Origin of the sequence: Inquilinus sp. YAF38 (assembly GCF_052113205.1) — a bacterium.
Taxonomy (GTDB): Bacteria; Pseudomonadota; Alphaproteobacteria; order DSM-16000; family Inquilinaceae; genus Inquilinus.
In genome coordinates this window covers 127,687-140,296 of the sequence record NZ_JBFRCU010000008.1, presented here as the reverse complement: position 1 = coordinate 140,296, position 12,610 = coordinate 127,687, and the positions used below count along the sequence as shown (strand labels likewise).

Sequence of the window (12,610 nt, the reverse complement as noted above, 5' to 3'; positions counted from 1 at the left end):
GCCCTCACCCGGTCGTCCTGCGGACGCCCGACCTCTCCCGCCAGGCGGGAGAGGTAACGCGAGACACCGTCACCTTCCTCGCGATCGTCGCCAGTCCAGGTGGCGTCTGTCTGGATCGCCTCAATCAGAGCCTCGACGGAGGCCGCTGGGGCGGCCAGCAGGCGGGTGCCGGCGTGGTGCATGGCGTGGTCGGCCGGGGCGGCGGTGATCTCGACGATCCGGTCGGGATCGGAGACGGGGTCGAGCCAGCCGAGCCGCATCTCGATCGGGTCGTAGCCGACGAACAGCAGCAGGTCGGCCCGGGCGAACAGCGGCAGCAGCACCGCATCCGCCAGCGGCGACAGGCCGGCGCCGCCCAGGGCCAGGGGATGATCCTCCGGCACCAGCCCCTTGGCCTTGTAGGTGGTGACCACCGGGGCGCCGAGCCGTTCCGCCAGGCGCAGCAGCGCCGGGCCGGCACCGCCCTGCGCCGCTTCCAGCCCGGCCAGGATCAGCGGCCGCCGCGCCCGCGACAGGCGGTTGGCCAAAGCCGCGATGGCCGGGTCCTGCGGCCCGATCGCCGGGCGCAGCACCGCCGGCGGGGCGACCGGCCGCGGCGCCGGGTCGGGCATCGCCGCCACCGCCGGCGACAGGTCGAGATGCACCGGCCCCATCGGCTCGGCCAGCGCCACGGCCAGAGCCCGGGCCACGGTCGGGCCGGCGCTTTCCGGCTCGATTTCGAAGCTGGCCTTGACCAGCGGCCGCAGCAGCGCGGCGTGGTCGATCACCTGGTGGGTGTAGCGGGCGCGGGTCGGCCGGTCGACGATGCCGGAGATCACCACCAGCGGCACATGCTCCTGCGCCGCGTCGGCGATGCCGTTGACCGCATTCGCCAGCCCCGGACCGACGGTCGCCACGAGGAGGCCAGGCGTGGCCCCCGGGCCCGGCGTCGCCGTGGTCACCGAGGCGCCGGCGGCCATGATCGCCGCCGCGGTCTCGTGCCGGGCCAGGTGGAAGCGGATTCCCGCCGCCTCCAGCCCGTCGATCAGGGTCACGACCTCGCCGCCTGGCATGCCGAAGGCGTGACGGATGCCATGGGCGTGCAGGGTGGCGGCGATCGTGTCGGCGATGCGGGTCATTTACCGGACGCTTTCAGCGGGTTGGGACTCGCGGAAGCGTACGACGAAGGCGACGACCAGGCCGAACAGGATGTGGCCCACCAGCGACGCCCAGGTCAGCGGGATGAAGCCGAGGAAGGCGGGCAGCCCGGCGATCAGATGCGCCATGACATAGAGGGCGAAGACCCACAGCCCGATGCCGAAGCCGGCGCCGGTCAGCGCCAGCGGCAACTGCGGCAGGATGCGGCGCTGCAGCGGCCGGGCGATGAACAGGTAGCCGATCGGGTAGAACACGATGCCGGTGATGGCGTGGATCAGCTCGCCCGCCGCCCAGCTCTGGAAGCCGAAGACGGACTGCACCAGGGCCGCGGGCTCCAGCGGGCCGCCGACCAGGAACGGCGTGATGCCGCGGGCCCAGACCTCCCAGGTCACATCGGCGGCGATGCCGGCGAGCAGGATGGTCGGGACGAGGCGGCCGGTGACCGCGGGAAACAGCGGCATATCGGATGTCTGGGTCATGGTCATGATCGGATCTCCAGTCGAATTCAGCGTTGGGCCGAGAGGCGGGCGGCGGGGGAGAAAGCGCGGCCGTCGACCGACGCGATCAGGCGGTCCTCGGTCTTCAGGCGGCGGCGGGCGTTGCCAATCGCCCGCAGCGCCGGGGCGTCGCCGCGCCGCGATGCGGTCTCGGCCAGGGCCAGGACGAAGAGGTCGCGCTGGGCGTTGCTGCCGCCGATCTGCGGCAGGCCGGCGGCGAGGCGGTCGAGCGACCCGCGCTCGCCACCCAGACCCGTGCCCCCCAAACCAGTGATCACGCGGGCCAGGGGCAGGCCGAGATCGGCCGCGACCCGGGCCTGGTCGCCGCTGCCCTGGGCGCGGACCTGCAAGGCCATCACCAGCTCCGCCGCCGCCGGCCGATCGCCGAGGGCAACCAGCGCGATCAGGCTGTGCAGCGACGCGAAGACCAGGGTGGTGTCGGCCCGGCGCCTGCGGGCGATCTCCGCCAGCTCAGCCCAGCGGCCGCCGGCATCGACGCCCAGCCGCTCCAGCCGCCACAGCAGCGACACGGCGTTGGCCATGTCGCGGAAATCATCGGTCGGGGTCGGCCGTACTTCCTGGTCGTAGAGCTGCAGCACGCGTTCATGCTCGCCGCGATCCAGATGCAGCAGCGCCAGGTGCCAGGCCATGTGGAAGCTGAAATTGTTGCAGCGGGACCAGCTGCCGCGGCTGCTCTCCAGCCAGGCGATGCCCGCGGTGATCTCGCCCCGCATCTCGTGGACATGGGAGACGGCGTGCAGGCCCCAGGCGTCGTCCGGCTCCATCGCCACCGCCTGTCGGCCATAGGCCTCGGCCGCGGCATAGGCGCCGTGCTCCTCGATGGCGAAGGCGTGGCAGCCCAGCAGGAAGCCGGCGGCCGGACTGTCGGGCGACCACACCGTCATCATCCGCTGCGAGGCGGCCAGCATGCCGGCGGCGTCGCCCAGCATGAAGCGCAGCGCATGCGCGATCTTGAACGGCAGGAAGGTGGCCGGGCGGTCGGCGAAGCGCTGGTCCAGGCAGCCCGCGGCCTCGGTGAAACGGTCCTCGACGGCGTGGCCGAGCGCCTCGACCAGCGCCCGCTCATCGACGGTGCCGCCGTCCTTCACCGCCAGAGCCCGCCGGGCCGCCGCCAGCGCTTCCCGTGCGGGAGCTGCCAGCTCCTCGCGCGCCAGGATCAGGTTGGCGAAGCCCTTCAGGGCCAGGGCCGCGACGTGGTCGGGGTCGGCGGCCAGCGCCCGGCCGAGGGCGATGCCGGTCGAGGGCCGGTGGGCTGCGAGGCCGCGCACCGCCTCCTCGAAGGCCCGGGTGGCATCGGCGCTGGCGGAGCTGGTCGAAAGGTCGAAGGCGTCCAACGGCATGACGGGGTCCTTTGGGCAAGGCTCGACCGTGGCGTCGATCGGGCGACGCGGCGGCACATCGGTTCGAAGGAATGAGGGGGGTGGTGTTCGCCCGGGGACTCAGCCGTCCCGGGTTGCGACCCTCGACCGCAATGCAGAGGCCGCGGTCCTTGGGGCAAGAAGAAGCAGGAGACGATCCATCGGATGTTCCGCAGAAGAGGCACGCCGCAACGGGCTTGTGACGACTTCTTCGGCGGCCGGGCGGCTGGTATTACACCGCCTGGGAAAATTTTTCTGGCGCCGCCCGCACAACCGCCCGGCCCTCTGTAACGAATCCGGAACCGGAGCCGTATGAGGTGATGACGCGTGAATGATCCCTTGCGGGAGGAGCAGTGGGCGATATGGATGCGGGCCGCGATCTCGGGCGACGCCGGTGCCTATCGCCGGTTCCTGCAGGCGGTGACGCCGCATCTCCGCGCCATGGCGCGGCGGCGCGGCGCCCTGTTCGGCGGCTCGGCCAGCGACGCCGAGGACGTGGTGCAGGAGGTGCTGCTGGCGATCCATCTGAAGCGCGGATCCTGGGACCAGTCGCGGCCGATCGGGCCGTGGATCTCGGTGATCGTGCGCAACAAGATGATCGACGCGCTGCGCCGTCGCGGCCGCCATGTCGATGTGCCGATCGAGGATGTGATCGACACGCTGGAGGCGGAATCGCCGCCGGACGGGCTGCAGCAGCGCGACGTCGAGCGCCTGCTGGCGCAGCTGAAGGACCAGCAGCGCGACATCGTGCGCTCGATCTCGGTCGAGGGCGGCAGCGTGCGCGAGACCGCCAGCCGCCTCAGCATGACCGAGGGCGCGGTGCGCGTGGCGCTGCACCGCGCGCTGAAGGCCTTGGCCGCCTTGTATCGGAGTGAACCCGGGTGAAGACCGACGACCTCATCATCGCCCTGGCGCAGGACGCGCCGATCCGCTGGCCGCTCGGCCGGGCGGTGGCGGCCGCCATGGTCGGCGGCGCGGTCGTGGCCGCGGCGATCTTCTTCGCCGGCATCGGCGTGCGGCCGGATGTGATGCAGGCGGTCGAGACCGTCCGCTATTTGTTCAAATTCGTCGTCACCCTGGCGCTGGCCATCACCGCCACCGGGCTGATCCTGCACCTGGCGCGGCCGGGCGTGCCGCTGGGCGCGTGGCGCTGGGCGCTGCTGGCCGCGCCGATGCTGCTGGCGGTCTCGGTCGCGCTGGAGATGATGGCGATGCCGATGTCGAGCTGGGAGACACGGTGGATCGGCACCAACGCACCGTGGTGCCTGACCCTGATCCCGGTGATGGCGTTGGGCCCGCTGGCCCTGTTGCTGCTCGCCCTGCGCCAGGGCGCACCGCGGCGCCCGGGCTTGGCCGGAGCGGTCGCCGGGCTGGTGGCCAGCGGCATCGCCGCGACCCTCTACGCCGCGCATTGCCCGGACGACAGCCCGTTCTTCGTCGCCACCTGGTACACGCTGGCAACCGGGATCGTGGTGCTGATCGGCACCCTGGCCGGACGGCGCTGGCTGCGCTGGTAGGGCTGCGCTGACGCCGCAGCCTCCCGCCTCTCAGGGCGGAGTCGTCTGATCCTGTGACAGCAGCCGCTGCGCGATCGCGGAGGCGTGGCCGACATGGTCGAGGCAGGCCTGGGCCGCCGCCGTCCCGTCGCCCCGTCCGATCGCCTCGACGATCCGCCGCATCTCGGCCGGGCCGCCTTCGGAGCGGCCGGCGGTCGAGATCGTCATCGCCCGCAGATGCGAGATCCGGGCGTTCAGCGAATTGACGATGGTCCAGGCCACGGCCTTGCCGCTGCCCTGGAACAGGATCTTGTAGAAGTCATGGGTCGCCGCCAGCACGGCGGTCGGCGCCTGCTGGGCATAGGCCTGCTCGATCCGGCCCATCGCCGCATCCAGCTTCACCGCGATCTCCCGCGGCGCCGTCTCGGCGCAGGTCCGAGCCGCCAGCGCCTCGAGCATGGCGCGGATCTCGTAGATCTCCTTCGCCTGATCCGGCGTCGGCCGCACCACGATCGGGCCGCGATAGGGCACGTTCTCGACCAGCCCCTCGGTCTCGAGATGGCGCAGCACCTCGCGCACGATCGACCGGCTGACGCCGAGCTGGTCGCACAGGTCCCGCTCCACCAGCCGGTCGCCCGGCTGGAAGCGCAGCCCCAGGATCGCATCGCGCAGCTTCTCCAGCGCCAGCTCCCGCAGGGTCCGTGCGCTGCGGTCGACCCTCAGCAGCGTGTCCTCGTCATTCATCGCTCTCTCCCGGCCTGTCCCTCCTAGCCCATCGCGGCATGCGCCACCAGACCATCCGGCCCCGGTGACCGGGCGGAGATTCCCGGCTGTTGACTCGATTGTCCGATGGTATACCATCTTACGAGGAGATCAGACAGCGCCCAGATGGGCTCGGGGACAGGGGCAAGGAATGACGCTGGTGCTGCGCAAGCTCGTGACCTATGTCGAGGACACCCGGATCGAGGGCGGCCGGGCGGCGGCGCGGCCGCTGAAGCTGTTCGCCGCCGCGGCGGTGCTGACCAACCCCTGGGCCGGGCGCGGCTTCGTCGAGGACCTGAAGCCGGAGATCCACGCCCAGGCCCCGGTGCTGGGCGAAATGCTGACGGCCGAGATCCTGCGGGTGGCCGGATCCGGCGAGGCGGTCGAGGCCTATGGCAAGGCGGCGATCGTCGGCACGTCCGGCGAGATCGAGCACGCCTCGGCGCTGATCCACACCCTGCGCTTCGGCAACCATTACCGCCGCGCCGTCGGCGCCAAGAGCTACCTGTCCTTCACCAATCTGCGCGGCGGCCCGGCCACCCCGGTCACCATCCCGCTGATGGACAAGAACGACGAGGGCCGGCGGTCGCACTATCTGACCGTGCAGTTCTCGATCGTCGACGCGCCGGCGCCGGACGAGATCGTGGTCGCGCTCGGCGCCTCGATCGGCGGCCGGCCGCATCACCGCATCGGCGACCGCTACCAGGATCTGCGCGATCTCGGCGGCACCGATGCCTGAGGCTGCCCTCACTGCCGGGCAGACGCGCTGGCACCAGGCCGGCGCKGGTCGCCCGATCGTGTTCATCCATGGCGTCGGCATGGCATCGGCAGTCTGGGCGCCGCAGATCGAGACCTTCGCCGCCACCCACACCGCCGTCGCCTACGACATGCTCGGCCATGGCGGCAGCGCCCTGCCGCAGGAGCGGCCGGGTCTCAGGGATTACAGCGACCAGCTGCGGTCACTGATGGATGCGCTCGACCTCGACCGCGCCGTGGTCGTCGGCCATTCCATGGGCGCGCTGGTGGCGCTGGAATTCGCGCTGAACCACCCGGACCGGACCCTTGGCGTGGCCGCGCTGAACGCCGTCTACCGCCGCACGCCGGCGCAGCGGGAGGCGGTGCTGGACCGCGCCCGCCGGATCGAGGCCGAGGGGCCGGGCGGCGCCGTCGCCGGCACCATCGCCCGCTGGTTCGGCGACCCGGTGCCGGCGGCGCTGGCCGAGGTGGCGGGCCAGACCCGCGCCTTCCTGGAATCGGCCGATCCGGTCGGCTACGCCCGCACCTACCGGCTGTTCGCCAGCTCGGATTTGGCTCATGCCGGCCGGCTGGGCGGCCTCGCCGTGCCGGCCCTGTTCCTGACCGGCGAAGCGGACCCGAATTCGAGCCCGGAGATGTCCCGCGCCATGGCGGCGGCCGTTCCCCGCGGCCGGGCCGAGATCCTGCCGGGCGAACGACACATGATGAGCCTCACCGCCCCGGTGCTGGTGAACGCGCGGCTGCGGGCCTTCGTCGAAGAGGTGACCACGCCATGACAGACGGCTTGGACCCGCGCGAGTTCCGCAAGGCGCTGGGCAGCTTCGTCACCGGCGTCACCGTGGTCACCACGGTCGAGCCCGATGGCGGGCCGCGCGGCTTCACCGCCAACTCCTTCACCTCGGTGTCGCTCGACCCGCCGCTGGTCCTGATCTGCATCGCCAAGACCGCGGCGAGCTGCCCGGTGTTCGAGGGCAGCGGCCATTTCGCGGTGAACGTGCTGGCCGAGCACCAGCAGGCGGTCTCCGGCCTGTTCGCCTCCAAGAGCCCCGACAAATTCGCCGCCACTGCCTGGGCGACCGGGCCGGCCGGCAGCCCGCTGATCGCCGGCGCGGCCGCCTGGTTCGACTGCGCCACGCACCAGGTCGTCGATGCCGGCGACCATCTGGTCCTGATCGGCCGGGTCGCCGGCTTCGGCCAGTCCCCGGCGACGCCGCTGGCCTATTGCCGCGGCGCCTATGTCGCCTTCGGCCTGTCGCAGGAGGCGCTGGCCGCCGCCCATCGCCGCACCCGGGTCGGCGCGATCCTGGAGCGCGACGGCGCGGTGCTGCTGCTGGCCGATGGCGACGGCCGGCTCGACCTGCCCGCCGGCGTGGGCCTCGACCCGGCCGCCGACCCGCGCAGCCTGAAGGGCGTATTGGCGCGGCACGGGCTGGACGCCCGCCTCAGCTTCCTGTTCGCCGTGTTCGAGGAGGCCGGGACCGACCGCGGCACGGTGTCGATCTACTACCGCGGCGCCCTGGCCGGCGAGCTGCCGGGCGATCCGGCGCTGCGGCTGGTCCCGCTCGACGACATTCCCTGGCCGCGTCTCGCCGACGACGCCGTCCGGTCGATGCTGCAGCGCTTCGTCAAGGAGCGCGGCGAGGACAGCTTCGGCATCTATGTCGGTGACGCCGCGGCCGGCACGGTCCGCGCCCTGCAAGCCCAGAACGAGGCTGGATTGCGATGAAATTCTCCCTCTTCGTCCATATGGAGCGGCTGGCCCCCGGCCCGTCCCATGCCGAGCTGTTCGACCAGCTGACCGAGCTGGTGCAGCTGGCGGAGCGCGGCGGCTTCGAGGCGGCCTGGGTCGGCGAACACCACGGCATGGAGTTCACGATCGCGCCGAACCCCTTCATCAACCTGGCCTATCTGGCGGCGAAGACCGAGCGGATCCGCCTCGGCACCGGCACCGTGATCGCGCCGTTCTGGCACCCGATCAAGCTGGCCGGCGAGGCGGCGCTGACCGATGTCGCCAGCCGCGGCCGGCTCGACATCGGCATCGCCCGCGGCGCCTATTCCTTCGAATACGAGCGGCTGCTGCCGGGGCTGGACGCCTGGGGCGCCGGGCAGCGCCTGCGCGAGCTGATCCCGGCGGTGCAGCAACTCTGGCAGGGCGACTATGCCCATCAGGGCGAGTTCTGGTCCTTCCCCCCCACGACCTGCGTGCCCCGCCCGGTGCAACAGCCGCACCCGCCGATCTGGGTCGCGGCGCGGGACCCGAACTCGCATGAATTCGCGGTCACCAACGGCTGCAACGTCCAGGTCACGCCGCTGGCCTCGGGCGACGTCGAGGTCGCCAGCCTGATGGACCGCTTCAACACCGCCTGCGCCGCCCATCCGGAGCGGCCGCGGCCGCAGATCATGCTGCTGATGCACAGCTTCGTCTGCGCCTCGGAGGCGGAGGTGGCGGAGACGGCGCGCGAGCTGAGCCGCTTCTATTGCACCTTCGGCGCCTGGTTCAAGAACGAGCGGCCGGTCCGCCAGGGCTTCCTGGAGCCGCTGAGCGAGGCCGAGGTGGCGGCGATGCCGCAATACGCGCCGGACCTGATGCGCCGGAACCTGGTGATCGGCGAGCCCGAGGACGTGATCGCCCGGCTCAAGGCCTATGAGGCCCTGGGCTACGACCAGTACAGCCTGTGGGTCGACAGCGGCCTGTCCTTCGAACGCAAGAAGCGGTCGCTGGAGCTGTTCATCGACAAGGTGATGCCCGCCTTCGGCTGAGGCCGACACGAGAGAGTCCGATGTCCCTGCCCCGGTTCCAGCACTATATCGACGGCGCCTTCGCGGATGGCGCCGCGACATTCGAGAGCACCGACCCCGCCACCGGCGAGGCCTGGGCGGTGATGCCTACGGCCGATGCCGCCGATGTCGACCGCGCCGTGCGGGCGGCGCATCGGGCCTTCCTGGACTCCGACTGGTCGCGGATGACGGCGACCCAGCGCGGCCGACTGCTGCACCGGCTGGGCGACCTGGTGGCCGAGGAGGCGCCGCATCTGGCCGCGATCGAGACCCGGGACACCGGCAAGATCATCCGCGAGACCCGGGCCCAGATCGGCTATGTCGCCGAGTACTACCGCTATTTCGGCGGCCTGGCCGATAAGATCGAAGGCGCGCATCTGCCGATCGACAAGCCGGACATGGAGGTCTTTCTGCGGCGCGAGCCGATCGGCATCGTCGCCGCGATCGTGCCCTGGAACTCGCAGCTGTTCCTGTCGGCGGTGAAGCTGGGGCCGGCGCTGGCCGCCGGCTGCACCGTGGTGCTGAAGGCGTCCGAGGACGGCCCCGCCCCGCTGCTGGAATTCGCGCGGCTGGTCGACCGGGCGGACTTCCCCAGGGGCGTGGTCAACATCGTCACCGGCTTCGGCGAGAATTGCGGCCGGGCGCTGACCAGCCACCCGCTGGTCGCCCGCGTCGCCTTCACCGGCGGCCCGGCGACCGCCCGCCACGTGATCCGCAACACCGCCGAGAACCTGGCCCACACGACCCTGGAGCTGGGCGGCAAGTCGCCGGTGCTGGTGTTCGCCGATGCCGACCTGGACAGCGCCGCCAACGCCGTCATCGCCGGAATCTTCGCCGCCAGCGGGCAGAGCTGCGTCGCCGGCTCGCGCCTGCTGGTTGAGCGCGGCGTGCGCGACCGGCTGCTCGGGATCCTGGCGCGCAAGGCCGCCGCGATCCGCATCGGCGACCCGCAGGATCCGGCGACCGAGATGGGACCGCTGGCCACCCGGCGCCAGCGCGACCGCATCGCCGAGGTGGTCGAGCGCAGCCTGGCCGCCGGCGCCCGGCTGGTGGCCGGGGGCCACCCGCGGGACGGGGCCGGCTTCTACTATCCGCCGACCATCCTCGACTGCGACAGCCAGGCCGTGCCCAGCGTGCGGGAGGAGCTGTTCGGCCCGGTGCTGAGCGTCCTGTCCTTCGACGGCGAGGAGCAGGCGGTCGCGGCCGCCAACGACACCGAGTTCGGCCTGGCCGCCGGCATCTTCACCCGCGACCTGGCCCGCGCCCACCGGCTGGTCCGGCGCATCCGCGCCGGCGTGGTCTGGGTCAACACCTACCGCGCGATCTCGCCGATGGCGCCGTTCGGCGGCTACGGCCTGAGCGGGCTGGGCCGCGAGGGCGGGCAGGAGTCGGTGCGCGACTACACGCGCACCAAGTCGGTCTGGATCCGGACCTCGGACGACCCGATCCCCGACCCGTTCGTGATGCGCTGAGGGCCCGAACGATGATCTACGAGCTGCGCACCTATCGGCTGAAGACCGGCACCGTGCCGCACTACCTGCGGCTGGTCGAGGACGAGGGCATTACCATCCAGCGCCCGCATCTCGGCACGCTGGTCGGCTATTTCGCCACCGAGATCGGGCCGCTGAACGAGATCGTCCATCTCTGGGCCTTCGACGATCTCGCCGACCGCGAGCGGCGCCGCGCGGCGCTGGCGACGGATGCCCGGTGGCAGGAGTTCCTGCCGAAGATCCAGGCCCTGATAGAGACCATGGACAGCAAGATCCTGAAGGCGGCGCCGTTCTCGCCGCCGCGATGAGCCGGAAGCGGCCAAGAGTGCGACGCGTTGCGAACCAATAACGGGAGGCATGAATGAAGACGCTGAAGTTGATCCTGGCGGCCGGTGCCGCCAGCCTGAGCATCGGCCTGGCAGCGGCCGGGGCGCAGGCGCAGAGCATGGTGTTCACGAGCTGGGGCGGCACCACGCAGGACGCCCAGAAGGCGGCCTGGGCCGAGCCCTTCACCGCCGCCACCGGCATCAAGGTGCAGCAGGACGGGCCGACCGACTACGGCAAGTTCAAGGCCATGGTGGAGAGCGGCAACGTCGCCTGGGACGTGGTCGACGTCGAATACGACTTCGCGGTCAAGGCGGCCCAGGACGGGCTGGTCGAGCCGCTCGACTTCTCGGTGGTCAAGCGCGACGAGATCGACCCGCGCTTCGTCACCGACCACGCCGTCGGCAGCTTCTATTACTCCTTCGTGCTGGGCTATAACCCGGACGTGCTCGGGGACAAGGCGCCGAAGCGCTGGGCCGACCTGTTCGACACCACGGCCTTCCCCGGCAAGCGCACCTTCTACAAATGGTCGGCGCCGGGCGTGCTGGAGATCGCGCTGCTGGCCGATGGAGTGGCGCCGGACAAGCTGTACCCGCTCGACCTCGACCGCGCCTTCCGCAAGCTCGACAGCATCAAGGGCGACATCGTCTGGTGGGGCGGCGGCGCCCAGTCGCAGCAGCTGCTGGCCTCGGGCGAGGCGCCGCTCGGCATGTTCTGGAACGGCCGGCTGCACGCGCTGGAGCAGTCCGGCACCAAGGTCGGCGTGTCCTGGGAGCAGAACCTGACCGCCGCCGACATGCTGGTGGTGCCGAAGGGCGCGCCGAACAAGGATGCGGCGATGAAGTTCCTGGCGCAGGCCACCAGCGCCAAGGGCCAGGCGGACCTGGCGGCGGCGACCGCCTATGCGCCGGTCAACCTGAAGTCCAAGGACCTGATGGACGCGGCGACCGCCGCGACCCTGCCGGACCAGCACGCCGCCGGCCAGATCAACCTGGACATGGCGTATTGGGCGGCCAACCGCGATGTCATCGCCAAGCGCTGGTACGCCTGGCAGACGCAGTGACCGACCGCGGCGCGGCGGGGTCGCCGCGCCGCCCATGAGCCGGGGAGGCAGGGCGATGGTCATGGCCCGATCCGACACCACGATCCCGATCCCGCCCCGAACCCGGCGCCCCATGGCCGGGTTCGGCCTGGTGCTGCCGGGGCTCGGGCTGCTGCTGCTGTTCTTCGTGCTGCCGGTGCTGGCCCTGCTGCTGCGCAGCGTGCTGGAGCCGCAGCCGGGCCTCGGCAACTACGCCGAGTTCTTCGGGTCGACCACCTATCTGAAGGTGTTCCTGAACACCTTCACCGTCGCCGGCCTGGTCACCGCCGTCACCCTGGCGCTGGGCTTCCCGGTCGCCTGGTTCCTGGCGGTGGCGCCGCGGCGCTGGTCGGCGCTGCTGTTTGGCATCGTCGTGCTGTCGATGTGGACCAACCTCTTGGCCCGCACCTATGCCTGGATGGTGCTGCTGCAACGCACCGGGCTGATCAACCGGGCGCTGATCAATCTGGGCATCATCTCCGAGCCGCTGGCGCTGACCAACAACCTGGCCGGGGTCACCATCGGCATGACCTACATCATGCTGCCCTTCATGATCCTGCCGCTGCACGCCGCGATCCGCACCATCGACCCGGCGATCTTCCAGGCGGCGGCGCTGTGCGGCGCCAGCCGCGGCCAGTCGCTGCGGCGGGTGTTCCTGCCGCTGGTCGCGCCCGGCATCGCCGCCGGCGCGCTGATGGTCTTCGTCATGTCGCTGGGCTATTTCGTGACGCCGTCGCTGCTGGGCGGCACCTCGAACATGATGCTGGCGGAGCTGATCGCCCAGCTGGTCCAATCGCTGCTGAACTGGGGCCTGGCCGGGGCCGCGGCGCTGGTGCTGCTGGTCGTCACCCTCGCCCTTTACGCCGTGCAGATCCGCTGGTTCGGCTTCGGCCGGACCGCCGGGTAGGAG

General features: G+C 71.5%; 14 protein-coding genes. 10 read left to right on the top strand and 4 right to left on the bottom strand.

Annotated elements, in window-relative coordinates:
• The 3 genes from AB4Z01_RS05855 to AB4Z01_RS05845 form a co-directional block, all read right to left on the bottom strand.
• On the bottom strand, positions 1-1,118 hold a 1,118-nt coding region (locus AB4Z01_RS05855), incomplete at its 3' end, for a thiamine pyrophosphate-binding protein (protein ID WP_441691520.1).
• Positions 1,119-1,622 carry a DUF6789 family protein gene (locus AB4Z01_RS05850; protein WP_441691517.1) on the bottom strand — a complete coding sequence of 168 codons (504 nt, stop codon included), beginning with the start codon at positions 1,620-1,622 and terminating at the stop codon, positions 1,119-1,121.
• Between the two features lie 20 nt (positions 1,623-1,642).
• The gene (locus AB4Z01_RS05845) at positions 1,643-2,995 is read right to left on the bottom strand and encodes a hypothetical protein (protein ID WP_441691515.1); all 1,353 of its coding nucleotides are present in this window, start codon (positions 2,993-2,995) and stop codon (positions 1,643-1,645) included.
• A 345-nt stretch (positions 2,996-3,340) separates the two neighbouring features.
• Between AB4Z01_RS05845 and AB4Z01_RS05840 the strand changes: the two genes are divergently transcribed.
• Both AB4Z01_RS05840 and AB4Z01_RS05835 read left to right on the top strand, forming a co-directional pair.
• Entirely contained in the window at positions 3,341-3,898 is a 558-nt protein-coding gene (locus tag AB4Z01_RS05840; protein WP_441691512.1) for a sigma-70 family RNA polymerase sigma factor, read from the top strand.
• Positions 3,895-4,530, top strand: a complete 636-nt coding sequence (locus AB4Z01_RS05835; RefSeq protein WP_441691511.1) for an NrsF family protein — start codon at positions 3,895-3,897, stop codon at positions 4,528-4,530. Before AB4Z01_RS05840 ends, AB4Z01_RS05835 begins: the two co-directional genes overlap by 4 nt.
• 30 nt (positions 4,531-4,560) lie before the next feature.
• On the opposite strand, the gene AB4Z01_RS05830 is transcribed toward AB4Z01_RS05835, so the two are convergent.
• Positions 4,561-5,253 carry a GntR family transcriptional regulator gene (locus tag AB4Z01_RS05830; protein ID WP_441691508.1) on the bottom strand — a complete coding sequence of 231 codons (693 nt, stop codon included), beginning with the start codon at positions 5,251-5,253 and terminating at the stop codon, positions 4,561-4,563.
• 169 nt (positions 5,254-5,422) lie between these two features.
• Here AB4Z01_RS05830 and AB4Z01_RS05825 point away from each other — a divergent pair, with 169 nt between their 5' ends.
• From AB4Z01_RS05825 to AB4Z01_RS05790, 8 genes are all read left to right on the top strand, one after another.
• Positions 5,423-6,010: an amino acid synthesis family protein gene (locus tag AB4Z01_RS05825; RefSeq protein WP_441691505.1), complete on the top strand. Its 588-nt coding sequence runs from the start codon at positions 5,423-5,425 to the stop codon at positions 6,008-6,010.
• Positions 6,003-6,803, top strand: a complete 801-nt coding sequence (locus tag AB4Z01_RS05820) for an alpha/beta fold hydrolase (RefSeq protein ID WP_441691502.1) — start codon at positions 6,003-6,005, stop codon at positions 6,801-6,803. Before AB4Z01_RS05825 ends, AB4Z01_RS05820 begins: the two co-directional genes overlap by 8 nt.
• Positions 6,800-7,753 (top strand): flavin reductase family protein, encoded by a 954-nt coding sequence (locus AB4Z01_RS05815; RefSeq protein ID WP_441691500.1) that lies wholly within the window; start codon positions 6,800-6,802, stop codon positions 7,751-7,753. The genes AB4Z01_RS05820 and AB4Z01_RS05815 overlap by 4 nt, the downstream gene beginning before the upstream one ends.
• Positions 7,750-8,787, top strand: coding sequence for an LLM class flavin-dependent oxidoreductase (locus AB4Z01_RS05810; protein WP_441691497.1), 1,038 nt, complete (start codon positions 7,750-7,752; stop codon positions 8,785-8,787). Before AB4Z01_RS05815 ends, AB4Z01_RS05810 begins: the two co-directional genes overlap by 4 nt.
• A 20-nt stretch (positions 8,788-8,807) precedes the next feature.
• A complete protein-coding gene (locus AB4Z01_RS05805; RefSeq protein ID WP_441691494.1) occupies positions 8,808-10,277 on the top strand; it encodes an aldehyde dehydrogenase in 1,470 nt (489 codons plus the stop codon).
• An 11-nt stretch (positions 10,278-10,288) separates the two neighbouring features.
• A complete protein-coding gene (locus AB4Z01_RS05800; protein ID WP_441691492.1) occupies positions 10,289-10,603 on the top strand; it encodes an NIPSNAP family protein in 315 nt (104 codons plus the stop codon).
• Between the two features lie 53 nt (positions 10,604-10,656).
• Complete coding sequence (locus AB4Z01_RS05795) at positions 10,657-11,682, top strand: ABC transporter substrate-binding protein (protein WP_441691489.1); 1,026 nt, start codon at positions 10,657-10,659, stop codon at positions 11,680-11,682.
• 61 nt (positions 11,683-11,743) lie between these two features.
• Entirely contained in the window at positions 11,744-12,607 is an 864-nt protein-coding gene (locus AB4Z01_RS05790; RefSeq protein ID WP_441691487.1) for an ABC transporter permease, read from the top strand.
• Positions 12,608-12,610: the final 3 nt, after the last annotated feature.

What these genes read in the sequence shown, in the direction of transcription:
- AB4Z01_RS05850 (WP_441691517.1), bottom strand. Translation starts at nt 1,622, where the DNA reads ATGACCATGACCCAGACATCCGATATGCCGCTGTTTCCCGCGGTCACC.
- AB4Z01_RS05845 (WP_441691515.1), bottom strand. Translation starts at nt 2,995, where the DNA reads ATGCCGTTGGACGCCTTCGACCTTTCGACCAGCTCCGCCAGCGCCGAT.
- AB4Z01_RS05830 (WP_441691508.1), bottom strand. Translation starts at nt 5,253, where the DNA reads ATGAATGACGAGGACACGCTGCTGAGGGTCGACCGCAGCGCACGGACC.
- AB4Z01_RS05825 (WP_441691505.1), top strand. Translation starts at nt 5,423, where the DNA reads ATGACGCTGGTGCTGCGCAAGCTCGTGACCTATGTCGAGGACACCCGG.
- AB4Z01_RS05815 (WP_441691500.1), top strand. Translation starts at nt 6,800, where the DNA reads ATGACAGACGGCTTGGACCCGCGCGAGTTCCGCAAGGCGCTGGGCAGC.
- AB4Z01_RS05810 (WP_441691497.1), top strand. Translation starts at nt 7,750, where the DNA reads ATGAAATTCTCCCTCTTCGTCCATATGGAGCGGCTGGCCCCCGGCCCG.
- AB4Z01_RS05805 (WP_441691494.1), top strand. Translation starts at nt 8,808, where the DNA reads ATGTCCCTGCCCCGGTTCCAGCACTATATCGACGGCGCCTTCGCGGAT.
- AB4Z01_RS05800 (WP_441691492.1), top strand. Translation starts at nt 10,289, where the DNA reads ATGATCTACGAGCTGCGCACCTATCGGCTGAAGACCGGCACCGTGCCG.
- AB4Z01_RS05795 (WP_441691489.1), top strand. Translation starts at nt 10,657, where the DNA reads ATGAAGACGCTGAAGTTGATCCTGGCGGCCGGTGCCGCCAGCCTGAGC.
- AB4Z01_RS05790 (WP_441691487.1), top strand. Translation starts at nt 11,744, where the DNA reads ATGGCCCGATCCGACACCACGATCCCGATCCCGCCCCGAACCCGGCGC.